This window comes from Serratia sp. TSO36 (assembly GCF_057808395.1).
Genome location: NZ_JBJZOU010000015.1, coordinates 319,896 through 344,165, shown reverse-complemented (window position 1 = coordinate 344,165; position 24,270 = coordinate 319,896). Strand labels below are relative to the sequence as shown.

Genomic DNA, 24,270 nt, shown 5'->3' with positions numbered 1-24,270 from the left:
GTGATAGTGGAGAGTGTATCGATGAAACGGTTAATCCCAACCTTATTGTATGGCGCGCTGGCGGCCGCGTTCGGTGCGCAGGCCGCCACCCCGCAGGACACCTTGGTGGTGGTCAGTTCGCTGGAGGGCATTATCAGCCTCGATCCGGCGGAGAGTTTTGAAACCGTCAGCTCGGCCAATCTGGTCAACCTCTATCAGCGCCTGGTGGCGCCGGATCGCGGTGCGCCGCAAACGCTGGCGCCGGACGCCGCCGCCAGTTGGCAAGCGGGCGCCGATAGCCACAGCCTGATCTTTACCCTGAAACCGCAGCAGCGCTTCGCTTCCGGCAATCCCCTGCGGCCCGAAGACGTGATTTTCTCGCTGGTTCGCGCGGTGAAGCTGAACAAGGCGCCATCGTTTATTCTCGGTGAGTTTGGCTGGACGCCGGATAACGTTGAGCAGCAGCTGAAGAAGGTGGGGGATAACCAGGTGCAACTCAGTTGGCCCGCCAACATCGGCAGCGAGCTGGCGTTGCGGCTGCTGACGGCGAATGTGGCCTCGATCGTGGATGAAAAGCTGCTGAACGAGCACGCGCAGCAGGGGGATTACGGCAATGCCTGGCTGCGCGGCCATTCCGCCGGCGGCGGTCCGTATCGGGTGAACAACTATGTGCCGCACGAAGCGCTGCTGTTTGGCCGCAACGACTATGCGCCGTCGCCGGCCCGGCTGAAAACGGTGTTGTTCAAGAACGTCAGCGACGCCGGCACCCGCCGTTTGCTGTTGCTGAAAGGAGATGCCGACGTGGCCTACGATCTGGGCGCCGACCAGTTCGACTCGCTGCGCAACGCGTCTGGCGTGCGCATTGAGCAGGCCGATGCGCCCCGGGTCTATTACCTCGGTTTCAACACCGGCAGCAAAGACAACCCGGCGCTGGGCAATCCGGCGCTGTGGCGGGCGGCGCGCTGGCTGGTGGATTATCAAAGCATCGCCGAGCAACTGCTGAAAGGGCAATATCGCGTGCATCAGGCCTTCTTGCCGCAGGGATTGGACGGGGCGCTCGACGATCGGCCGTTTACGCTCGACGTGGGCAAAGCCAAACAGATCCTGCGCGATGCCGGTATTGCCGAAGGCACGCGCCTCGATCTTATCGTCATCAATCAGCCGCCGTACACTGACATCGCGCAGGCGCTGCAGGCCAGCTTCGCGCAGGCCGGGCTGCGGCTGGATATCCATCCGGTGGTGGAGAGCGACCTGTGGGGCAAGATGCGCGGCCGCGATTTTCAGGCGATCTTCACCTACTGGGGCGCCGACTACCTGGATCCGAACACCAACGCCAGCGCCTTTGCCTACAACGTGCCCGGTGGGCCGAAAACCCTGGCCTGGCGCACCCAGTGGGGCATTCCCGCCATTAGCGCGGAAACGCGCGCCGCGGCCGCAGAGGGCAACAGCGCCGCGCGCCGCGCACGTTATGCCGCGCTGCAACGGGAACTGCAGGCCAGCTCGCCCTATGTAGTGGCGCTGCAGGGGCAAACGCTGGTGGCATTGCGCGACAACGTCAAAGGTGCCCGGTTGGATATCGCCAACAGCATGCTGTATCTGGATCGGGTCAGCAAGTAGCGCCAACGCCGCGCGCCTGGCCGAGCTTTCTATCGCGCCAAAGGCCACCCGTGCGTGAAATCGCTTGCTGCTGCAACCTGGAATCGTGAGAGGTTTTGTCAGGGTGAAATAAAATGAAATTTCATAACGTGATCATATGGCGCTGATAAATTGGCGCTGAAAGGCGGCGTTGTTTACGTCTTTCACCGCGGTTGTCCGCAATGAGGCGGACACATCACCTCAGGAGATATTATGGACAATAACGGAAACGCTTCAGTGGAGCGCGCGGCAACCTGGCTCGCCGCCGGTGAGGTTGTGACGCCGGAACAGTTTTTATGTTTTCCAGCCACTGGCCAATCCGGCAACTGCCAGCACGGCAGAAGTGGCCGGATTGCTCAATCGGCTGATCGAGACGCTGAAGAACTCACCGAACAACGCCGGCGCGTTCTGGCCGGCGTTCATCAAGAGCAACAGCCAGCCGGCGGCCGCCAAGGCGATGCCGAAAGGTTGCGGCGTTCGCCAGGCGCGACGGTTGCGCAGGCCGCGCGCCAAGGCCATGCCTAATCCGAACATTGCCGCCAGGCAGACCAGCAGCGGCAGCATCGTCCAACCGAGCCAGGCGCCCAGCGCCGCCAGCAGTTTGAAGTCGCCCTGGCCGATGCCGTTACGCCGCCGCAGCTGTCGATAAAGCGCGTTGAGCAGCCACAACGCCCCGTAGCCGGCGGCGGCGCCGATAACCGCATCGTCCAGCGGCGCCCAGCGAGCGTCGAGATTGCACAGCAGCCCGCCCCACAGCAGCGGCTGGGTCAGCCGGTCCGGCAGCCAGCGGTGGCGCCAGTCCAGCCAGGCCAGGGCGATCAGCAGCGCCGCGGCCGGCGGTAACCACAGCCGGTGTGCTGCCGGCGGGTCGAAAGGCAGCGTCGCCAACGCCACACCCAAGGCCGTCAGCAGCAGGCTGCGGCGGCGCAATCTCGGCGGGCTGGCGCGCACGGCCGCCGTTCGCTCCAGCCGGGTGATGAGCGCGAAGGCGACCATTCCTGCCGACAGCAGCGCGGTAAAAAACAGTGCGTGCCACAGTGAGAAAAGAAACATCAAGGCTCCGTCAGTCGTGAAACAGATGTTTAAAATAACGGCAAAATGCGTATTTCATCGGAGTGAAATGCGGTGGATTGTGAGAAATGCGCAGTCGTGCGCATTGCCACTTTAGGTATTGCAGAGTGATACAATGCCATGCGCGGTGGCGCGCAGCAGTGGGTTGCTGCGCTTTTTATCGGCAAAATCGGCGCTAAAAGGGTGTGAATTCACCTGGCGGCCGGAATGGAGCGGCCAATGGCGTAAGTGACGGCGTCACTGAGAGGTGATTGGGGTTTATCCTATTGTTTCTGCTCGTCAAGCCGTTAGGCTTTAAGGGAGAGGCGCCCCGACAGGCCGGGACGTAAGGTTTTTCAGATCTGCCGCGGGAAAGGCGGCAGCAAAGCAGTGGGTTGGCATGCTCCAGGAGGGAGGGAGGCCAACGGTGTCATGAAAGACGAAATTCAGGCAGGACTCATCAAAATCAAAAAACGACTCTGGCGCCGCCGCCGGGCGGCCTGGCTGGCCGGGCCGCTGGTGTGGCTGGCCGGCGCGGCGCCCGTGTGCGCTGAATCCCCGCCGGCGCCGGACGCCGTTATTTCTTCCGAACGGCAAGCCGCGGATCCGGCCGAGAGTTTGCCGGAGCTGGGCGGTGCGCCCGACGATGCCGCGCGCGAGAAGCAGTGGGCCGAGATGGCCAAGCAGTTTGGCGAAAAAGATCTGAATAACGTTTCCCGTCAGCAGATGCGCAGCCGCGCCGAGGATTACCTGCTCGGCCAGGCGGCCGACACGCTGCAGCAACAGGCGCAGGAGCTGTTGTCGCCGCTGGGCACCGCCCGGCTATCGCTGAAGATGACCGGTGAGGGGGACTTTACCGGCAGCAACGGGCAGTTATTCAGCCCGCTGTACGACGTCGACGGATTGCTGACCTACAGCCAGATCGGCTGGCTGCAGCAAAGCGCCGGGGCGCTCGGCAATTTTGCGCTGGGGCAGCGCTGGATCGTCGGCGACTGGCTGCTGGGTTACAACACGGCGCTCGACAGCGATTTCGCCCGGCAGCGCAATCGCGGCAGCGTCGGCGCGGAAGCCTGGGGAGACTACCTGCGTTTCTCCACCAACTATTACTACCCGCTGTCGGCGCTGGCGCAACAGCCCGGCGATGGCGTGTTTTTCAGCCGTCCGGCGCGCGGTTACGACATCACGACGCAAGGCTATCTGCCGTTTTATCGCCAGATCGGCGGTTCGCTCAGCTATGAGCAGTATCTGGGCGATAATGTCGATCTGTTTGGCAGCGGCAAAAAACAAAACGATCCGCGCGCGATGCAGCTGGGGCTCAATTACACGCCGGTACCGCTGGTGACGATGAAGGCGCTGCATAAGATTGGCGCGGGCGGGCAGAGCCAGGATCAGGTCGAACTGGCGCTGAGTTATCGGCTCGGGGTGCCGCTGGCGAAGCAGATTTCGCCGGAGTATGTGGCGCAGGCCAAGTCGCTGCGCGGCAGCCGCTACGATCCAATCGAACGCAAGAACGTGCCGGTGCTGGAATTCCGCCAGCGCAAAACGCTGCAGGTGTTCCTGGCCACGCCGCCGTGGAGCCTGCAGGCAGGGGAAACCGTGCCGCTGGTGCTGGAAATCAAGGCGTTGAACGGCATCGCTCACGTCAGTTGGCAGGGGGATACGCAGGCGCTGAGCCTGACGCCGCCGCATAACGCCAACGATCCGCAGGGCTGGACGGCGATCGTGCCGCCGTGGGACGACGCGCCGGGCGCTGCCAACAGCTACCGGCTGTCGGTCACGCTGGAGGACGAAAAGCAGCAGCGCGTGACCTCCAACTGGATAGAGCTGAAAGTGGCGCCGCCGCTGACGGCGACCGCCGGTGATGATGCGAGCCTGCTGCCGATCAAAACCCTGACGCCGCCGCCGATCCCGGCGCAAACCGGGCCGCTGTACGGCGGCGATTAACCGTTTTTACCCTGCAGCACCCACACCGCGGCCTCGACGCGGGATTTTAGCTTCATCTTTTTCAGCAGGTGTTTGACGTGCACCTTGACGGTGCTCTCGGTGATGGTCAGGCGGCGGGCGATCAGCTTGTTCGGCAGCCCCTGGGCGATCAGCTTCAGGATATCCCGCTCGCGCGGCGTCAATTGCTGAATATCGCGATCGGCGCTGGGGCGGTTTTCCCGCAGGCTGGCGGCGAGGATCGGCGTCAGCGTTTCGCTCAGCACCATCTGCCCGGCCGCCGCCTGATGCAGCGCCTTCAGCAGATCCTCCGGCTCCATGTCTTTCAACAGATAGCCGTCGGCGCCGCGTTTGAGCGCGCTGACGACGTCGTCTTCATGGTTGGACACGCTGAACACCACGACGCGCCCCGAGAGGTCGGTCTGGCGCAGGCGATCCAGCGTTTCAAGTCCGTTGATGCCGGGCATGTTCAGGTCGAGCAGGATCAGATCCGGATCGTGCTGCTCCGCCAGCGTGACCCCTTGTTCACCGTTGCTGGCTTCGGCGATGACCTGCAGGCGGGCGTCCATGCCAATCAGCTGTTTTACGCCGTTGCGCAGCATCGGGTGGTCGTCTATCAGTAAGATTGTGGCGGCGGTTTCTGTCGTCATGGTGTCTCCGTTAGTCGATGGCGTGGTTATCCGGCGTGAAGCTGACCCGCACCTCGGTGCCGCCGCCGCTGCGCGGTAAAATATCGCAGCGGCCATGCAGGCTCTTGGCGCGATCGCGCATGATGATCAAGCCGTAATGGTCGGGGCGAGACGTCTCGGCCGGCAGGCCGCGTCCGTTGTCGCATACGCTCAGGGTCACTTCGCCCCGCTTGTTGATGACCTGAATGCTCACCTCGCTGGCGGCGGCATGCTTAAGGATGTTGCTGAGCGCCTCGCGGGCGATCTGCAGCAGGTGAATGGCCTGGTAAGCCGGCACCGTGCGTGGCCCCAGTTGGTAATCGAGGCTGATGGTCAGGCCCAGTTTGGGATTGAACTCCGCCACCGTCGATTGCAGCGCCGCCAGCAGGCCCGGTTCGGTCAATTGCAGGCGGAAGGTGGTCAGCAGCTCGCGCAGCTGGCGATAGGCGCCGTTCAGCTCTTCGCGCATCTGCTGCACCAGCGCCTGGCTGGCCGACGAGAGCGTTTCGCCCTGCATCTGCAGGCAGGCGATTTGCATTTTCAGGCAGGAAAGCGATTGGGCGATGGAATCGTGCAGCTCGCGGGCGATCGCCGCCCGTTCTTCCATCAGCATCAGTTGCTGCTGATGGTCGACCTGACGCTCGATGGCCAGCACGCTGGTCAGCTGCTCCACCAGGGTGTTGATCAGCTGGCGGTGCTCATCGTTCAGCGGCTGTTGCGGCGCATGCTGTGCCACGATCACGCCGTAGTCGCCGAGCTTGTCGCTCAGGCTCCAGCTGAGCGATGGATTGTCGGGATGCTGGCGGTCGCTGTCGTTCAGGCAGGCGCTGCACACCGGGTTATGGCAATGCTCCGGCCGCAGCGGCTGGTTGCCGCTCAGCTGCAGCAGCGGTTCCCGGCTGTCGTTTTCATACAGTCGCACCTGAATGGCGCGCAGCGGCGTCAGGGTTTGCAGCTGGTTGAGCAGCGGCGTCAGGCGGCTGCACAGCGGCTCGCTGGCGTGCAGCAGGCGGCTGGCGCGATAAAGGAAGCTCAGCACCTGATTCTTTTGCTGCAGGTCCGCGGTCTTCTCGGCCACGCGCTGCTCCAGCCCGCTGTAGGTGGCCGACAGTTCGTCAGACATGGTGTTCAACGCGCCGCCGAGCGACGCCATTTCATCCTGGTGCCCGCGCTGCGCGAAGCGGCGGCTAAAGTCGCCGCGGCCCACCGCCAACGCCATCTCCACCAGCTGTCGCCACGGATGCAGCAACCGGCGGCGCAGGTAGCAGGTGGTGCCGATCAGCAGCAGCAGGGTCAGCGCGATAAAGCCGGCCTGCACCAGCGTCACCATCAGCAGGCGGCGCTCGGTTTGCCTGTCGATATCCGACACCAGCTTATCCAGCAGCTGCACGAAGTGCGCCACCTGCGGCGCGGCGTCGGCCGGGCGCTGCGCGCTGCGCAGGCGCGGTTGCAGGGTCTGTTGCCAGTAGTCGCGCAAGGCGTCGAAAGGTTGCGTCAACCCTTCCTGCTCCACCGAGCGCTGCAGGTCGGGGCTGTTTTCGTCGCGCTCCAGTTCGCGAATCAACGCTTCATGCCGTTCATCCAGCGGCACCTGCGCCAGCAGACGGTAGCTTTGCATACGCAGCGAGCCGGCCTTGTTGATGGCGTGCGCATTGCCCTGAATGCTTTGCGACATCCAGGCGGAAATCCCCATGCCGGCCACGCCCAGAATGCCCGACAGCAACATCAGCAGGGCGACCTGATTCACGATCGAAAGCGGGGCCAACAGGCGTTTCATAAGCGCGGGTTCCTGGCATTTGGCGCCGCTGAAACTCAGGGGGAGAGGCGGCGACGGGATAAACAAGTAACGATTCAGCCGTATTTTTGATTATCCCTGAGCATAACCCCATACCTCGAATGAAGTACCCATTAGTTTCCGGCGGGACGGCGCAGCGGTGAGAGTAGCGGCGTGATGTTTTCTAATGCGTTGATTTAATTTGATTTAATTTTTATTCGGGGCGTACCCCTAAGGGGATGAAGGCGCTATTTGCGCCGCCAACTACTTGCATTCGGGTTGATATACATCAACTTTGCCGCCGGGGCCGCCCCCTAGGGTGTGCAGAATGATCCCCCGTGTCTGAGGTTTTTATGTCGCAACTTGCAACGCCTTCATCAAAGAAAACCGGTGCGCTGATTCAGGACTGGCGTCCTGAAGACAGCGCCTTTTGGCAGCAGCGTGGCCATCGCATCGCCACCCGCAACCTGTGGATTTCCATTCCCTGCCTGCTGTTGGCCTTCTGCGTCTGGATGCTGTTCAGCGCCGTCGCGGTCAACCTGAACAAGGTGGGCTTCAACTTCACCACCGACCAGCTGTTCCTCCTGACGGCGCTGCCGTCGGTGTCGGGCGCTATTTTACGCGTGCCGTATTCATTCGTGATCCCGCTGTTTGGCGGCCGTCGCTGGACCGCCATCAGCACCTGCTTCTTGCTGGTGCCGTGCTTGTGGCTGGGGTTCGCGGTGCAAGACAGCAGCACGCCGTACAGCGTGTTCGTCATCATTTCCCTGCTGTGCGGCTTCGCCGGCGCCAACTTTGCCTCCAGCATGGCCAACATCAGCTTCTTCTTCCCGAAAGCGCGTCAGGGCGGCGCGTTAGGGCTCAACGGCGGGTTGGGAAATCTGGGCGTCAGCGTCATGCAGCTGGTCGCGCCGCTGGCGATTTCTTTCAGCCTGTTCGGCCTGTTTGGCGGCACGGCGCAAAATCAGGCGGAGGGGGGGCAGCTGTGGCTGGAAAACGCCGCCTGGGTCTGGGTGCCTTTCCTGCTGGTCGCCACCCTGGCGGCTTGGTTCGGCATGAACGATCTGGCGGCGGCCAAGGCCTCGCTGCGCCAGCAACTGCCAGTGCTCAAGCGTGGGCATTTGTGGATGCTGAGTTTGCTGTATCTCGCGACCTTCGGTTCTTTCATCGGTTTCTCCGCCGGTTTTGCCATGCTGTCGAAGACACAATTCCCGGACATCGTGATCCTGCATTACGCATTCTTCGGGCCGTTCCTCGGTGCGCTGGCGCGGCCGGTCGGCGGCGCGCTGTCTGACCGTTTCGGCGGCGTGCGGGTGACGCTGATCAACTTTGTGGTGATGGCCGTATTCGCCGCGCTGCTGTTCCTGACCTTGCCGACGGCGGGTGAGGGCGGTTCGTTCATCGCCTTCTACGGCATCTTTATGGTGCTGTTCCTCACTGCGGGGCTGGGCAGCGGGTCGACTTTCCAAATGATCGCCGTCATTTTCCGTAAAATCACTGTCGATCGCGTGAAAGCGGCCGGCGGCAGCGACGAGAGCGCGCAGCGTGAAGCGGTGACGGACTCCGCCGCCGCATTGGGCTTTATCTCGGCGATCGGGGCCGCCGGCGGCTTCTTCATTCCCCAGGCATTCGGCACCTCGCTGGCGTTGACCGGTTCGCCGGCGGGGGCTATGAAAGTATTCCTGGTGTTCTATATCTTGTGCGTGGTGATCACCTGGGCGGTGTATGGCCGCAAGAAAAAAGCCTGAGTATCAAACGTCTTTCTCAATCCCTCCCGGCAGGGGAGGGATATTTCGCTCATTCCGAGTCATCTCTCCTCACCTCCTCAGTGAAATTTTCTGTCTTTAGGTAAAATTCTCATCTCCGCTTGCCGTTTTTTTCTTTTTTTATAGCACTATCTCTCAACGTGGGAATATTTTCGCCAAAACGGATTATATTATTTGTACGTTTTTTCCGTTTTATTGAGAGTATTCTTACATTAAGGCGTTAATATCTTTCCGCAGATTAAATGAAATTTTCGGGACGGTAAGGCATAATTAGTGCGATTGTTATAAAATCAGTAATAGGGTTTTGTCATAGATGCTGCACGCACTGAGTGGAATGTGTAACGGGGTTAAATCAGATAACTCTCATTCTGTTTTTTCCGGCTTTTTGTAGTCTATCTGACAATCAGATTAGGTGGAAAAACACAATGAATTCACGGATAAGAATGAAATTTCACAATTTTATTCGATTAACAATCTAACAATGCCGCTAGTTTTTCCTTTTTAAATCAATGAGGTGACCATTTGAATTTTACGGTAGCCATGAAAGAAATCCATGTTGCCAGCAGGGAAAAAGAGTCATTTGGGTAAACGGAACATCCTTAATAAGGCCTAATGTAAAAAATGAAATCAGAAAATTTTTATAAAGGCCAATATCCGATGAATGCAACCTGTTGAGTTTACATTTAATTTCTTGAACATTTTTTGATATTTCTATACAAAGTGTGCAGGACAGGCACGCTAAGGAAATTAAAAGTGAATCTTGATAAAAGAATAAAGATTAGGAATCTCGATGTTCTGACTCCTGCCGGGGAGAAATTTCGTCTGCGTTGGAAGGAGTATCAAATTCTTTCGCTGCTTGTCGCCAGATCGCCAGAGCTGGTTACCCGAACGGAAATTATAGAAAATATCTGGAAAGGAACTTACTGCTCAGATTCAACGATAAATCAAACAATTAAATCTATTCGCCAAAAAATTAGCGACACGGAACATACGCTTATCAGAACCATTCCCCGTTTGGGTTACAAGGTGGAAAATCAAGCGGCTTTTCACTTTATATCCGAGGATGAGGGCTACGCTGATGATGATATATTAAATGGCGATGAAAATATTGGCGTTGATATTCAAGCGGAACTTTCTGAAAATGAAAGTGAGTCGTCTGAAATAAACGATGAAAAAATAGATAAGCCGCGTAAATCGACGCTGGTTGCTGCGCCTGTTGCAACGGTAGAGTCAGCCCACGAACCCACGCGTGAAAAAAAGTCGACGACGGTGCGGCGCTTTTTCAGCATGCCCGCCAGCCGCGTAGTGAAATACCTGACGGTATTCGCTTCGTTGCTGGTTATTTCACATTTTTCATATGTGCTCGGCAACCAAACTCGTCCACCGGTGATCAATGATATTCAGAACAACACGCGCGTGGTGTTGACGCTGACGCTGAATAATCCCCATACCAACAGCCCGCAAACCCTGCTCTGCCTGTACCAGGGCGAGAGCATGGAGCAGGCGACCATCGAATGTGTCGACCCCAAGCAAGGGCAGCTTAAGTTGCCGGTAAAATATGAGACTTCTTCTACGCCGGGTAAAGGTCGGATTAATCTCATATTGCCGAACAAAACCTTGCAATATCAAGTTGCTTACGATGTTAAAAATTAGCGCTGAATGAGGTTTTATCTTTAGCGATAATTTTACATTTGATGAAATCTTTTATTTCATTATTTGTTATTTGAAAGCCAGGTTCGATTTGTCCAGTCTGGAACTCATTACCTAACGCATATTAGCGTCCTGTTTCCATCGAGGTGACAGGAATAATGAGAACCTGCTGAGTGACAAATTATGGATAAGCGTAAAGTAGCTATTATCGGGGGTTCCGGTTTTATCGGAACACGCCTGGCAAAACGTCTCAGTGCGCGCGATGATCTGACGTTGGTCATCGTTGACAAGCAACCCAGCGCGCATTTTCCGGCGCTCTATCAATATGGCGACGTGACACAGCCCCAGACCCTGCAAGAACCGCTGGCGGGCTGTGACGCCATCATTAATCTGGCGGCGGAGCATCAGGACAACGTCGATCCTATTTCGCTCTATTATCAGGTCAATGTCGAAGGCGCACGCCATGTCTGCATGACCGCCTCCGCCTTGAATATCCGCCAAATCATTTTCACTTCCTCGGTGGCCGTTTACGGGTTCGTCGAGCAGGAAACCGATGAAGGGGGACGTTTCGATCCCTTCAACCATTACGGCAAGTCCAAGCTCGAAGCGGAATACGTTTATGAAGCGTGGCGCAAGGCGGATAGCGCAAACAAATTGACCATCATCCGCCCGACGGTGGTATTCGGTGAAGGCAATCGCGGCAATGTGTATAACCTGTTCCGCCAGATCGCCAGCGGCCGATTCGTGATGATTGGCAGCGGCAATAATATGAAGTCGATGGCTTACGTTGAGAATATTGCCGCGCGGCTGGAACATGCGTTGGACCAGCAATCAAGTTATCAGGTCAGCAACTACGTCGATAAACCGGACTTTACGATGAATCAATTGGTCGACGTTATTTCCTCCTCGCTGGGCAGAGAAAATAAGACGATTCGCATTCCTTATGTGGTGGGCATATGCGGGGCGACCGCATTGGATGTCGTGAGTAAAATAAGTCGTAAAAAATTCCCAATCAGCCGCGTCAGAGTGCAGAAATTCTGCGCCAGAACGCAATTTAAAAGTAATGTGCAAAATAATTTCGTGGCGCCGGTTGAACTTGATTCGGCAATCGAAAGAACCATTAAACATGAGTTTTCTGATAGATAACTTAACCGCACGCTGACGTTATTTACGTATTTCCGCCGACAAGCGGATAAATCTGTATTTTTCAGGATTAACTCATGCTGACTTATATCCTGGCCGGATCAATTTTGTTTTTGTTAATAGCGCATTGGGAGCTGTAACTCAAGGGCGGTAGCGTGCTTATTCGCTGGAGGAACGATGTTATATCAACTGAGCGTGATATTTGTGCTGGCGGTCGCCTGGGTGCTTATTGCCCGCCGGGCCGCCTTGACGGTGGGATTGGTGGATAAGCCCAATGCGCGCAAGCAACATCTGGGACATATTCCGCTGGTCGGCGGCATCGCCGTATACCTGACGCTGATGCTGATGACGCTGTGGCAACCCGCCTGGCTGCCCGACAGCACCGTCTATCTGCTGTGCATTACGGCGCTGGTGGTATTGGGCGTGCTGGATGACCGCTTTGATCTGCCCGTGGCGCCGCGCGTCATGGTGCAGGGAGGGATCGCGCTGGCGATGATGCTGGCGGCAGGGATGCAGCTTTCCTCATTGGGCTATGTCTGGGGGCATCAGGAAGTGATGCTCGGCTATGGCGCGTTGCTGCTCACGCCGCTGGCGGTATGGGGAGCGATCAACGCCTACAACATGGTGGATGGCATCGACGGGCAACTGGGCGCCTTGTCCTGCGTTACCTTCGTTGCATTGGCCATCGTGTTCGGATTGGGCGGCCGGGAAGATCTGGCGCTGTGGTGCCTGGGCCTGATCGCCGCGCTGGCGGCTTATCTGCTGTTCAACCTGAGCCTGTTCGGCGCGCGCAACAAGATCTTTATGGGGGACGCCGGCAGCATGGTGATCGGCTTCAGCGTGCTGTGGCTGGTGTTGCTGGCGACTCAGGGGCCGCAGGCGGTAATGCGCCCGGTCACCGCGCTGTGGCTGATCGCCATTCCGCTGATGGACATGGTGACCGTGATGGTGCGCCGCCTGTTGCGCCGCCAAAGCCCCTTCAAAGCGGGCCGCGATCATTTGCACCACATTCTGATGCGTCGCGGGCTCAATGCGCGCCAGGCGCTGGCGATGAGCACCATGCTGGCGGTGACGCTGGCCTGCGTCGGCATTTGCAGCGAAGTGCTGCAGCTGCAGGAAAGCCTGATGCTGGTGGCGTTTCTGTTTTGTTTCTGCGGTTATTTCGCCATGTTGCGCGAACCGCGTCAGGCGACGGTGTTCAGCGATAATCCGACCGTCGGCCGTTAATCCCCTCACGGGCTGCGGCAGCAGCCCGCTTATCACGGTACTTCCATGAATTTTCATTTGCCTCTTTTGATGCCGTTGGCCTTCACCTCCGCGTTGTTGAGCGGGTGTACGGTGGTCCCCGGCTCACATTTACCGACCAGCGGAAAAGCCATCGTCGTGCAGCAGGATGACGATTTCGATTTGAATGACCAGGTGCAGGTTTACCGCATGTCGCCGATGCTGCTGCAGAAAATGCGGCGCGTAGAACCGGTCGCCCGGCCGAATCCGGCGCTGGATCAGCGGTTGCAGAACTATCAATACCGCATCGGCGTCGGCGACGTGTTGAACGTCACCGTCTGGGATCACCCCGAGTTGACCACGCCGGCCGGGCAGTACCGCAGCGCCAGCGATACCGGCAACTGGGTGCATGCAGATGGCACGATCTTTTATCCCTATATCGGGCGAGTGGCGGTGGTGGGCAAGACCGTCACCGAAGTGCGCAGCCTGATCGCCGGCCGTCTGGCGCAGTACGTGGAAAGCCCGCAGGTGGACGTCAGCATCGCCGCTTTTCGTTCGCAGAAGGCCTACGTGACCGGCGAAGTGAAAACCTCCGGCCAACAGGCGATCACCAACGTGCCGTTGACCATTCTGGACGCGATCAACGCCGCCGGCGGCCTGACGGACAACGCCGACTGGCGCAACGTGGTGCTGACCCATCAGGGCAAAGAGCGGGCTATTTCGCTGCAGGCGCTGATGCAGCGTGGCGACATCAGCCAGAACGCGCTGCTGCAGCCGGGCGACATCCTCTACATCCCGCGCAATGACGAATTGAAAGTGTTCGTGATGGGCGAGGTGGGCAAGCAAGCGACGCTGAAGATGGATCGCAGCGGCATGACCCTGACCGAAGCCCTCGGATCTTCCGAAGGGATCAGCCAGACGGTGGCGGATGCGACCGGGGTGTTCGTGATCCGGCCGAACGGCGGTAAAACGCCGCAGCGGCTGGCGACGCTGTATCAGTTCGATCTCTCCGACGCCAGCGCGCTGGCGATGGGCGCTGAATTTCAGCTGCAACCTTACGACGTCGTGTACGTCACTGCGGCGCCGATCGCGCGCTGGAACCGTTTGATCAGCCAGCTGGTGCCGACCATCAGCAGCTTTAACGATCTCAGCGAGGCTACCTTGCGCGTGCGCAACTGGTAACTCCGCAGGGTGAATAAGGAACAGAAGATGAAAAACAATGCGCTGTCCGTGATGGTGGCCGAACAAGATGAAAAGCTGGAGTGGGAGCGGCTGATCGGGCCGCTGTGGGATAACCGTTGGCGGATCGCCGTCGTGACCGGTTTGGCCGGCGTGCTGGGCGTCGCCTACGCCCTGTTGGCCACCCCGGTGTATCAGGCCACGGCGGTGGTGCAGGTGGAGAAGCAGCTGTCCGGCGATTCGCTGCTGCGTGAAACGCTGGACAGCACGATGGGGCAAAGCTCGGCGACGCAGGATGAGGTGACGCTGGCCAAGTCACGCTACGTGCTCGGCAAAACGGTGGACGCCCTCGGCCTGACGGTGCGCGTCAGCCCGGACTATTTCCCGGTGTTCGGCAAAGGCCTTGCCCGGTTGAGCGGTGAAAAGCCGCCGGTGCTGAACATCACCACGCTGACGACGCCGGCGGACATGCAGGGCGAAGCGCTGACGCTGACGGTGCGCGACGGGCAGCATTACGAATTGAGCCATGACGGCGACAAACTATTCAGCGGCGTGGTCGGGCAGCCGGTGGCGCAGGGCGGTTGGAACATGACCGTCTCGGCGCTGGACGCGGCGCCGGGCGCCAGCTTTACCGTGGTCAAAGTCGCGCGTCAAGAAGCGGTGGACGATCTGCGCAAATACCTGGACGTGGTACCGGGCGGCAAGGACAGCGGCATCATGGCCTTTACGCTGCCGAGCGAAGATCCGCAGAGCGCCGAGGCGATGCTGAAGAACATCACCGACAACTACCTGCAACAGAACGTGGACCGCAAAACGGAAGAGGCGCAGCGCATGCTGGCGTTCCTGCAAGAGCAATTGCCGCAAACGCAAACCTCGCTGAACAATGCCGAAACCCAGCTCAATCAGTTCCGCCAGCAAAACGACTCGGTGGATCTGTCGCTGGAAGCCAAATCGGTGCTGGATACTCAGGTGCAGCTCGAAGCCCAGCTCAATGAGCTGACCTTCAAGGAAGCGGAGATCTCCAAGCTCTATACCCGCGCGCACCCGGCTTACCGGGCGCTGCTGGAAAAGCGCGCCACGCTGGAGGCGGAAAAGGCGCGGCTGGGTAAACAGGTGCAGACGCTGCCGAAAATGCAGCAGGAGATCCTGCGCCTCACCCGCGACGTGCAGGTGGATCAGCAGGTTTACATGCAGCTGATGAACAAGCAGCAGGAGCTGAGCATCAGCAAGGCCGGCACGGTGGGCAACGTTCGCATCATCGACGAAGCGGAAACCGCTATCCGGCCGATTAAGCCGCAAAAGATGCTGATCGTCTTGTTGGCGCTGCTGCTGGGGGCGGGAGGCGCCGCCTCGGTGGTGCTGCTGCGCGCGGCTTTCCATCGCGGCATCAATGATATCGATACCCTGGAGAAGCGGGGCATCAACGTCTACGCCACGGTGCCGCTGTCGCCGTGGCAGGTCAAGCGCAACCGCGAGCAGCGTCATTTGCTGCCCAAATCCGGCGGCCGGCGCTTGCCGATCCTGGCGGTGGCCGAACCGACGGATCTGTCGGTGGAAGCGATCCGCAGCCTGCGCACCAGCCTGCATTTCGCCATGATGGAGGCCAAAAACAACATTCTGATGGTCTCCGGCGCCAGCCCGGAAAGCGGCAAGAGCTTTACCAGCACCAACCTGGCGGTGGTGGTGGCGCAGGCCGGGCAGCGGGTGCTGTTGATCGACGCCGATATGCGCAAAGGCTTCCTGCACCGCTGGTTGGCGGATGATGGGCATCAGGGCCTGTCCGACATGCTGGTGGGCAACGTGACGGCGGAACAGGCGGTGCGGAAAACCGCCATCGCCAACCTGGACTTCGTGCCGCGCGGCCAGGTGCCGCCGAACCCGTCCGAACTGCTGATGCACCGTCGTTTCGCCGATTTTCTGCGCTGGGCCGGGCAAAACTACGATCTGGTGCTGATCGACACGCCGCCGATTCTGGCGGTGACGGACGCGGCGATCGTCGGCAATCACGCGGGCACCTCGCTGCTGGTGGTGCGCTTTGAGGTGAATACCGTCAAGCAGATCGAAACCAGCATGCGCCGCTTCGAACAGAATGGGGTGACGATCAAGGGCGTGATCCTCAACGGCATGGTGAAGAAGGCGGCAACCGACATGAGCTATTACAACTTCGCCTACCCAAGCCATCGGGAAGAACGCCCGCAGGCAGGGGAGTAAGCGGGTGAAGGCAATTATCACCAATGCCCTGTGGCTGATGCTCGAACGCGTTTCGCTCAGCCTGTCCGGCATCTTCGTCTCCATTTACGTTGCGCGCTATCTGGGGCCCGCGCAGTTTGGCGCGCTCAACTATCTGTTGGCGACGATCGCCATCGTGGTGCCACTGGTGCAGTTGGGCGCCGACAGCATCATTTTCAACCGCGTCGCCCGCCGACAGCCGAGCGGCATTCGCCTGATGCTGGCGTCAATACGCCTGCGCCGCCGGCTGTTCCTGGTGGTGGCGCTGCCGATACTGATATGGAGCTATTTCAGCCAAACGCCCGCCAGCCAACTGATGACGCTGTTGCTGCTTGTCAGCGCCTATTTCTCGATTCAGGACGTGTACAAGATTTATTACGATGCCCGCCTGCAGTCGAAACGCAATACGCTGATCAACAACCTGGCGCTGCTGCTGTCGATCGGGCTGCGGCTGGCGCTGGTGAGCGCCGCGCTGCCGCTGGTGTGGTTCGCGGTACCCTACATCCTCAGCAGCGCCGTGCCTTACCTGGTGCGCCTCTGGTTATTCCGTGGGGAAGCTGCGGCCTCGCCGCGGGTTACGCCGCGCCAGGCCAGGCGCTACGGCCGTTACTTGCTAAAGGTGGGGCTGCCGTTGGCCATCTCCAGCCTGTCGATAGTGATCTATACCCGCATCGATCAAATCATGCTGGGCAATCTGGTCGGCGAACAGGCGGTAGGCTGGTTCAGCGCCGCCACCACCCTCAGCCAAGGCTGGGTTTTCGTGCCGATGGCGCTGATCACCTCGTTGATGCCGGGCATTGCCAGCTGCCGCGATCCGTTGGAGCAGGAGTACCGTATCCGGGTGCTTTATCTGGTGGTCCTGGGCCTGTCGTTGCCGGTGTTGCTGGGCCTGTGGTGGTTCGCCCACCCGGCCATTGCGCTGCTGTACGGCGCCGCTTTCCAACCGGCCGCCAACATCCTGGCTATTTGTACGCTGACCTCGCTGTTTTCGGTCATGGGGACGGTTTCGTACCGCAGCATCGTGCTGTTCGCCGGCTATCGCTTTATCGCCATCAAGATGCCGTTGGTGGCTGTGGCGAACGTGGTGATGAATCTGCTGCTGATCCCGCGCTATGGCCTGATCGGCGCGGCGGTGTCTACGCTGCTGGCGGAATTCATTTCGTTCTTTGTGCTGAACAGTTTATTCCGTGGCGGAAAAATTACCCGACTGCAGCTGACCTGTTTTTACTGCCTGCCGCGTCTTGTCAGCAAATTAAGGAGAGAGCATGTTAAACATCCTGGTTAAAAACATTTCCAAGCGCCTGCCCGATGCCTGGCACCATCAGGTTAAATACGCGCTCTATTTCAAGAAGCTGCCGCACCTGTCAAAACCGACCGGCTTCAGCGAAAAGATCATGCGCCGCAAAATTTATCCGCGCAGCATCTACACCACCTTGTCGGACAAGTTCAAGGTACGTGAATTTATCGCCGGTCTGTGGGGCGAGGAGTACCTGGTGGAGCTGTATGCGCATGGCACTGAACTCAGCTACGAGATGTTCAGGCAATTGCCCAACGCCTTTGTGCTGAAGGCCAACCACGGCAGCGGTTATAACCGGTTGGTGTTCGACAAGCGGCAGGTTAGCTACGCGGAGTTGTACGATCTCAGCAACGCGTGGATGCGCAGCAACTTTTATGAGCAGAGTCGCGAAAAGCATTATCTGGATATCGAACCCTGCATCATGGTGGAGCGCATGTTGCTGGATGGCGAACAGGTGCCGAACGATATCAAGTTTCATTGTTTCAACGACAATCATGAAATTCGCATGTTCATCCAGGTGGATTATCAGCGCTTCGGCACCCATCGGCGCGATATTTTTGATGTCGACTGGAACCGCACCGAAATCCGCATCAGCTTGCCCAATGCCGACGAACCGATGCCGCGCCCTACGCGGCTGGATGAAATGATACGTTTGGCTCGCCAGACGGCGCAGCAGTTCTCTTATGTGCGCGTGGATTTCTACCAGGTCGGCGAGAAGGTGTATTTCGGTGAGTTGACGTTTACGCCTGGCGCGGGGCTAAGCAAGCTGATGCCGAAAAACATTGAGCAGGAATGGGGCAGTTATTTTACTGAGTAAACGCTTATGCAAAGAGTCGCCTCCAATTTTCAAATGCATGCCAATGCCGGTTATAATCAGTCGCGGGATTTGATCAATCAATCCATCGTATTGACCTTCCTGCTGATGTTTTTCGTGAAAACCTTCCTGACCTCGGGATCGTTCAACAGCGAGCTGATTAATAAAGCCGTGCTGGGGCTGAATGGCCTGATGTTGCTCTATGTCGGCTATGCATTTTTTATCGCTACGCTGGCGGAAAAGGCGGTTGCGGGTTTTTTGGTTCTGCTGTTTCTTATGAATATTGCCACCGGGCATGGTGATTATCTGTTTGGTGCGGTATTCAGCACGGCGGTGATAATTTTATTTCGTCGTATCGAAATGGGGCGTGGCGCTGAAATGTTTGCCATCACCTTTGTGGTGGCAGGGTTGCTGGTGGTTATTCCCTATACCTTTTACACTGATGGGTTTGTTTACCTTGATGAACGTTATGGCAACAGATTAACGCTGGGGTTCGATAACCCGAATACCCTGGCGTATTATTCTTTTGCCTTGTTCGCCACACTGCTGTGCCTGATCGACCATGCGAAATTAACGCGTGGAATGAAAAATATCGCTTCGTTGGCGGTATCGGCGTTAATTCTCCCGGTGCTGATGTATTCCTATTCTCGCACCTGTTTTATGCTGGCGTTGTTGATGCTGCTGCTGTTTTGGCTGGCGCCGCTGCTGCGTGTCGCCCCCAACAGAAAAGTCTGCATCGCACTGACGTTGGTCATTGTAGGCTTTCAATTCGCCAGCGTTATACGCTGGGGGAACAATCCGGCATTGGACGTGCTCTTGAACCAGGCGCTGACCGGCCGGATCTGGTTCTCCTGGCAGATGTTTCAGGCGGTGGGGCTACCCAATCCGCTGTTCGGCATGAATATAGAGCCGTATAAGCCAGTCGATTTCTTCTTCATCGCCATGTTTTATTCGGCCGGTGGCATCGCCTCTGTCGTCATGCTTTTTTGTTATTTTCACTTGTTGGGCAATATGCGCAGGCTGAGTCGATTCATGCGCTGGGTGGTGGTGGTTTTCCTGTTAACAACCTTGACGGAAACCTATTTTTTGGTCCCGGTATTTAACGTGTCGTTATTGTTGCTTTGCCGTGGAAAAGAAATAATAAATTCTAAGCTGGAGGGTTAAGAAATGGATTTCTCTATCGTGATCCCTATTTATAATAGTTCGCGCTACCTGCCTAAAACGCTGAAGCGAATTTTCAACGCTTGCCAAGGGTTCGACTATCAGGTGATTTTGGTTGATGATTGCTCTGACGAGGATGACATCAAATCTATCCGCCAGATAGCGGCGACCAATAGCAATGTGATGCTGCATGAGAAAAAACAGAAGAGCAATGCGGCGGTATCGCGCAACTTAGGCACCAAGTTAGCGCAATCGGAGATCGTGTTTTTCCTCGACTCCGATGATTACTTCACAACCAACTATATTATTCGCCGCATGAAGAAGCATGAAGATCGCCAGATTGATATTATCTTCGGCAACTATGCGGAGGTGAGCGGCGATTCGGTACGCGACTTCAACTTCCACTACAAATCCGGTTCTTCCGGCGAAGATTTTCTTTTTCTGGAAATGGGCGATATTCGGTCATCCACCATCAGCATGCGTAAAAAAAGCGATCGCCGCTTTTTATTTCCCGAGTTTCTCAACAAGCATCAGGATTGGGGTTTTCTGGTCAACGCCACCAATTTGGGCGCGCAAGTGGCGCATGACGCCGGCGGCGGGGTGTTTCTCGACGTGGGGCGCTACGGGCGCATGACGGCGAAGCTTAATCTGGAGGCCAGCGACCGCTTTATCAATACCTTCCTCAGCCCCAGCGATCGCCATATCAGCGGATTCGCCTGTAAGCATCTGCTGGCCTCGCTGTATTCGGAAAACGCCCAGGCGTTCAATTATTACTCGTCGCGCATCGTGCGGCATAGCCTGAGCGGCAAGTTCAAGATGATCAAATGGTATGGCGATTGTCTGGCGCGGTTGGGGTTGTTCTCGGTTGGCGGCCGGCTGCTGCGCAACGTGCGCCAGGGATTCAGGAGATGACATGCAACCACGCAAGATAATCATCGTTATCGAAAATATGGCGGGCAAGGGCGGTACTGAGAGGGTCGCCAGCGGTTTGGCCAATGCGCTGGCGCGTTTGCCGGGTTACGAGGTCGCGGTGTTTTCGCTGTTTGGCGAGCGGAGCTTCTTTCCGCTGGCGAGCGACGTCCGGTTGCGCTGCGGCGGTGGCGATTCGCTGTTCTGGCCGTGGCGGCTGGCGTTCGCGCTGCGGCGTGAACGCGCGGACGTGATCATTACCGTTTCCATGGGGAAACTGTCGGTGGTGATGACGCCTTTCCTGCGTTTGTTCTGTGCCCGCAGCCGGCTGCTGTTGAGTGAGCACGTCAGCTTTCACCAGTATCCGCGCGTATTTAAGTGGCTGAAGTTGCTGGTTTACCGGCTGAGCGATCGCGTGATTTTCCTGACGCGGCAAGATAGCGACGCCATCGCGCGCTGGGTGGGGGCCGGGAAATGTAGGGTGATCGAGAACGTTTCGCCGTTCCGCGCACAGGCGCCGACGCCGGCGCTGCAGCAAAAGGTGGCGCTGGCGGTGGGGCGCTTGAGCAATCAGAAGGGCTTCGATCGTCTGATCGCGCTGTGGCGAGGGGTGGCGGCGCAGGTGCCGGATTGGCGGCTGCTGATTATTGGCGACGGCCCGGAGCGCGATGCGCTGCGGCGGCAGATTGAAGACGCCGGGCTGGCGCGGCAGGTGAGTCTGCTGCCGGCCACCGCCGACGTGGCGGACTATTATCGCCAGGCCAGCCTGTATTTGATGACCTCTCGCTATGAGGGATTGCCGATGGTGTTGATCGAAGCCATGAGTTTCGGCCTGCCGTTGGTGGCCTACGACTGCAAGACCGGCCCGGCCGAGTTGATAGACGACGGCGTCAACGGCTATCTGGTGCCCGATGACGACGCCGCCGCCTTCAGCGAAGGGGTGATCAAACTGATGCTCGATCCGGGTTTGCGCGAGCACTTTTCTGTCGCCGCGTTAGAGAAGTCTCGCCGTTTTTCTCCCGAACGTATTTATCCCCAGTGGCAACAGCTCACCGAGTGAGGACAAAATGGAAAAGATATCCGTAATCATGCCGGCCTACAATGCCGCGAACTCTATCAAAGAGTCGATTCTAGGCGTGCTGAACCAGCGATTTACCGATTATCACCTGTATGTGATCGATGATGCGTCCACCGACGATACTGCCGAGGTGGTGCGGCCGTTTATCCACGATCGCCTCACCTATATACGCAATGAGCATAATCAGGGCGTGGCGGAAACGCGCAACATCGGCATTGAGGCGGCGAACGGCGACTATATCGCCTTCTGCGACAGCGATGACGTATGGCTCCCCAACAAGCTGTCGCGCCAGGCGAGCATTTTGCAAACCCGCCGCTACGACGTGGTGTGTTCCCATTACTACACCTTCGAAGACGACCTGAAATTGATCAAAAACACCCGTGGCGCGGAAGAGCTTATCGGCTATCAGGACATGTTGAAAAGCAACTGGATCGGTAATCTCACCGGCATCTACAACCAAAAGCGCATCGGCAAGGTGTATCAGCAAAAAGTGGGCCATGAGGACTATTTGATGTGGCTGGCGGTGCTGCAGAAGGCGCGTAACGGCCTGGCCTACTGCATTCCTGAACCGCTGGCCTGTTACCGATTGTCTACCCATTCGCTGTCGGGCAACAAAATCCGCGCCGCTGACTGGCAATGGCGGATTTACCGTCAGCATTTGGGGCTGTCTTACCAGAAATCCTGCTATCTGTTCGCCACCTATCTGTTCAATGCCGTGGTGAAAAGGAAATGACCATGAGGGGGATGTATCAGAGGGTGGTTCTGGGCTGTTGCGCCTTGTGGGGCGCTTCGGCTCTGGCGCAGAGCTGCCAACCCAATCTGTTGGCCAACCCCGGCTTTGAGCAGGGGCTCGGCGGCTGGCGAGCGCAGGGCGCGCAGGCCGACGGCGATACGCACAGCGGCAATGGCAGTTTGCGCTATGACAATGCAGATGCCGCGCAGTACCGCACCTTCAACCAGGCGCTGCAGGTTGCGCCCGGACAGACGATCGATTTTGGCGTCTGGCTCAAAACCCGCGGCGTACGCGGGCAAAGCCGCGACGGCGGCGCCGGGGTTTATCTGCAGAGCTTTGATGCGCAGGGGCGCTTTCTGGAGGGCAGCTATCCGGCTGGGGTGACCGGCGACAGCGGCTGGCGGCAGGTGAACGCCAGCTATACCGTGCCGCCGCAGGCGGCGCGAATCACGTTTGGCGTTTATCTGCGCAAGGGGAGCACCGGTACCGCCTGGTTTGACGACGCCTATGCGTGTGCTCGAGCGCCTACGCCCGCGTTGTATCAGCTCGGCGCGTCGGCACAGGGGAAGGTCGACACGCTGGTCGTCACTTCGCAGCCGCAGCGTTTGCAAGTCGACAGCGAATTGCTCAATGCCGAGGGGCAGGTTGTTCACCGTAGCCGCGACCGTTATCAGGTTGAAGGGCAGCGCCGTATCGAATACCAACCGCCGACCGGCCTGGCCCAGGGCGAATACCGCCTGCGTCAGCAGGTCACCGGGCAGCAATCCCGGCCGGCACCGGACAGCGAGCTGTCTTTTCGCGTCGGGCAGCCTGCGGCCAAAGTGGCGATCGACAGCGAAGGCTTTACCCTGCGCGACGGTCAACGGCTTTTCCCGTTGGGCATTTACGCCAACGTGGCGACCGATGAGCATTTGGCGCGCATCGCATCGGCGGGATTCAACACGGTGCTGAATTATGATTATGGGGAGAAGAAAGACCCTTACGCCTTTTTCCGCAACGCACGCCAGCGCGGGCTGCTGGTCATTTACTCCGTCAAAGATCAGTACCGCGGCAGCCGTTTCGCTCCGGCCGTGCGCGGCGGTGATTATGCGGCGCTGACGGCCTGGTACGTGCAGCGCTTGCGCTCTCAGCCCAACCTGCTCGCCTGGTACATCAACGATGAGCTGGGGCCGGAATATCTCGATAAGATCGAGGAAAAAAACCTGCAAATAAAGCGGCTTGACGGCGATCATCCTACCTTCCAGGTGTTGAACAAAACCGGGGAGTTGGACGCTCACTTCAACAGCAGCGACATTTTGGCGACCGACCCTTACCCGGTGGGGAACGATCGCGATCTGACGCGCACCACGCGTTATACCGAACTGACGGTGCAGGCCGCCCGCCAGGCGCGCGGGGCCTGGGTGGTGATGCAAATCATGGATCATGCCGCTTATGACGCCCGCCGCAAGCCACATCCGCCGTCAGAGGCGGAAATCCGCAATCAGGCCTGGCAGGCGCTGATCGGCGGCGCCAAGGGGCTGTTGTTTTATTCTTATACCGATCTGTTTTACAAGCGCAAAACCGGCCGCTTCGACCAACGGGAGTTTGACGCCACCTGGCGCGGTGTGGCCGCCGTGTCGCAGCAAATCGCCGCCTTCACCCCTTATCTGCTGACGGGAAAATCGACGCCGCTGGCGGGAAGCAACCCTCAAATGCCGGCGCGGATGTTTGTTCTGGGCGATCGCGCCTTGCTGCTGGTAGCCAACCCTTACTATCGAGAGGGAAGCACCCGATTGCGCCTTCCGGCGGGCTGGCGGCAGCAGGAAGGGGGGGCGGAGATCCAGCTGGCGTTGCCCGCCGTGGGCACCGCGACGCTGTGGCTCCAACGCTGAATGCGTCGAGTTAGCGTTACGCGGGAGGTTTCTCCCGCGTCCTACCCCCAAATACCCCGTCTTGCCTCCCGCCCGTCAGTCTCCGTCTTCCACTCCTGATTTATTCATTTAAATTCAACATATTAATCTCGTTTATCGCACCTATACTTTGGTGGTATTTCTCACCCGG

The 24,270-nt window shown here is 58.4% G+C and carries 18 protein-coding genes; 15 read left to right on the top strand and 3 right to left on the bottom strand.

Features of this window, described 5'->3' with window-relative positions; translation table 11 throughout:
* Nucleotides 1-21: 21 nt before the first annotated feature.
* Nucleotides 22-1,596, top strand: a complete 1,575-nt coding sequence (locus tag ACK3CV_RS15080; protein WP_164140863.1) for an ABC transporter substrate-binding protein — start codon at nucleotides 22-24, stop codon at nucleotides 1,594-1,596.
* 312 nt (nucleotides 1,597-1,908) lie between these two features.
* Here ACK3CV_RS15080 and ACK3CV_RS15075 read toward each other — a convergent pair whose 3' ends face one another.
* Nucleotides 1,909-2,667, bottom strand: a complete 759-nt coding sequence (locus ACK3CV_RS15075; RefSeq protein ID WP_223479922.1) for a prepilin peptidase — start codon at nucleotides 2,665-2,667, stop codon at nucleotides 1,909-1,911.
* Nucleotides 2,668-3,096: 429 nt separating this feature from the next.
* Between ACK3CV_RS15075 and ACK3CV_RS15070 the strand changes: the two genes are divergently transcribed.
* Complete coding sequence (locus ACK3CV_RS15070) at nucleotides 3,097-4,608, top strand: YchO/YchP family invasin (protein ID WP_033653663.1); 1,512 nt, start codon at nucleotides 3,097-3,099, stop codon at nucleotides 4,606-4,608.
* On the opposite strand, the gene narL is transcribed toward ACK3CV_RS15070, so the two are convergent.
* Both narL and narX read right to left on the bottom strand, forming a co-directional pair.
* Nucleotides 4,605-5,255, bottom strand: a complete 651-nt coding sequence (gene narL / locus ACK3CV_RS15065) for a two-component system response regulator NarL (RefSeq protein ID WP_016927346.1) — start codon at nucleotides 5,253-5,255, stop codon at nucleotides 4,605-4,607. The two genes, ACK3CV_RS15070 and narL, sit on opposite strands and share 4 nt — an antisense overlap.
* 10 nt (nucleotides 5,256-5,265) lie before the next feature.
* Nucleotides 5,266-7,050 (bottom strand): nitrate/nitrite two-component system sensor histidine kinase NarX, encoded by a 1,785-nt coding sequence (gene narX, locus ACK3CV_RS15060; protein ID WP_033647735.1) that lies wholly within the window; start codon nucleotides 7,048-7,050, stop codon nucleotides 5,266-5,268.
* 350 nt (nucleotides 7,051-7,400) lie between these two features.
* On the opposite strand from narX, the gene ACK3CV_RS15055 reads away from it, so the two are divergent.
* The 13 genes from ACK3CV_RS15055 (at nucleotide 7,401) to ACK3CV_RS14995 (ending at nucleotide 24,101) form a co-directional block, all read left to right on the top strand.
* Nucleotides 7,401-8,795, top strand: coding sequence for a NarK family nitrate/nitrite MFS transporter (locus ACK3CV_RS15055; RefSeq protein ID WP_033647734.1), 1,395 nt, complete (start codon nucleotides 7,401-7,403; stop codon nucleotides 8,793-8,795).
* Nucleotides 8,796-9,566: 771 nt separating this feature from the next.
* The gene (locus ACK3CV_RS15050; protein ID WP_039565575.1) at nucleotides 9,567-10,466 is read left to right on the top strand and encodes a winged helix-turn-helix domain-containing protein; all 900 of its coding nucleotides are present in this window, start codon (nucleotides 9,567-9,569) and stop codon (nucleotides 10,464-10,466) included.
* A 180-nt stretch (nucleotides 10,467-10,646) separates the two neighbouring features.
* Nucleotides 10,647-11,609: an NAD-dependent epimerase/dehydratase family protein gene (locus tag ACK3CV_RS15045; RefSeq protein WP_033634936.1), complete on the top strand. Its 963-nt coding sequence runs from the start codon at nucleotides 10,647-10,649 to the stop codon at nucleotides 11,607-11,609.
* Nucleotides 11,610-11,783: 174 nt separating this feature from the next.
* Nucleotides 11,784-12,833 carry a UDP-N-acetylglucosamine--undecaprenyl-phosphate N-acetylglucosaminephosphotransferase gene (wecA, locus tag ACK3CV_RS15040; protein WP_033647732.1) on the top strand — a complete coding sequence of 350 codons (1,050 nt, stop codon included), beginning with the start codon at nucleotides 11,784-11,786 and terminating at the stop codon, nucleotides 12,831-12,833.
* A 45-nt stretch (nucleotides 12,834-12,878) separates the two neighbouring features.
* Complete coding sequence (locus tag ACK3CV_RS15035) at nucleotides 12,879-14,012, top strand: polysaccharide export protein (protein ID WP_164134354.1); 1,134 nt, start codon at nucleotides 12,879-12,881, stop codon at nucleotides 14,010-14,012.
* A 27-nt stretch (nucleotides 14,013-14,039) separates the two neighbouring features.
* Complete coding sequence (locus tag ACK3CV_RS15030) at nucleotides 14,040-16,220, top strand: polysaccharide biosynthesis tyrosine autokinase (protein WP_033647729.1); 2,181 nt, start codon at nucleotides 14,040-14,042, stop codon at nucleotides 16,218-16,220.
* Between the two features lie 4 nt (nucleotides 16,221-16,224).
* Nucleotides 16,225-17,523 carry a flippase gene (locus ACK3CV_RS15025; protein WP_033634932.1) on the top strand — a complete coding sequence of 433 codons (1,299 nt, stop codon included), beginning with the start codon at nucleotides 16,225-16,227 and terminating at the stop codon, nucleotides 17,521-17,523.
* Nucleotides 17,504-18,352, top strand: coding sequence for an ATP-grasp fold amidoligase family protein (locus tag ACK3CV_RS15020; protein ID WP_048321684.1), 849 nt, complete (start codon nucleotides 17,504-17,506; stop codon nucleotides 18,350-18,352). The genes ACK3CV_RS15025 and ACK3CV_RS15020 overlap by 20 nt, the downstream gene beginning before the upstream one ends.
* Nucleotides 18,353-18,358: 6 nt before the next feature.
* On the top strand, nucleotides 18,359-19,513 hold the full coding sequence (locus ACK3CV_RS15015; RefSeq protein WP_033647724.1) for a hypothetical protein: 1,155 nt from the start codon (nucleotides 18,359-18,361) through the stop codon (nucleotides 19,511-19,513).
* A gap of 3 nt (nucleotides 19,514-19,516) precedes the next feature.
* On the top strand, nucleotides 19,517-20,422 hold the full coding sequence (locus ACK3CV_RS15010; RefSeq protein WP_033647723.1) for a glycosyltransferase family 2 protein: 906 nt from the start codon (nucleotides 19,517-19,519) through the stop codon (nucleotides 20,420-20,422).
* Nucleotide 20,423: 1 nt separating this feature from the next.
* Nucleotides 20,424-21,479: a glycosyltransferase family 4 protein gene (locus ACK3CV_RS15005; protein WP_033653670.1), complete on the top strand. Its 1,056-nt coding sequence runs from the start codon at nucleotides 20,424-20,426 to the stop codon at nucleotides 21,477-21,479.
* Nucleotides 21,480-21,486: 7 nt separating this feature from the next.
* On the top strand, nucleotides 21,487-22,230 hold the full coding sequence (locus tag ACK3CV_RS15000; protein WP_033634927.1) for a glycosyltransferase family 2 protein: 744 nt from the start codon (nucleotides 21,487-21,489) through the stop codon (nucleotides 22,228-22,230).
* Between the two features lie 11 nt (nucleotides 22,231-22,241).
* A complete protein-coding gene (locus ACK3CV_RS14995; RefSeq protein ID WP_164140955.1) occupies nucleotides 22,242-24,101 on the top strand; it encodes a carbohydrate binding domain-containing protein in 1,860 nt (619 codons plus the stop codon).
* The last annotated feature ends 169 nt before the right edge of the window (nucleotides 24,102-24,270 follow it).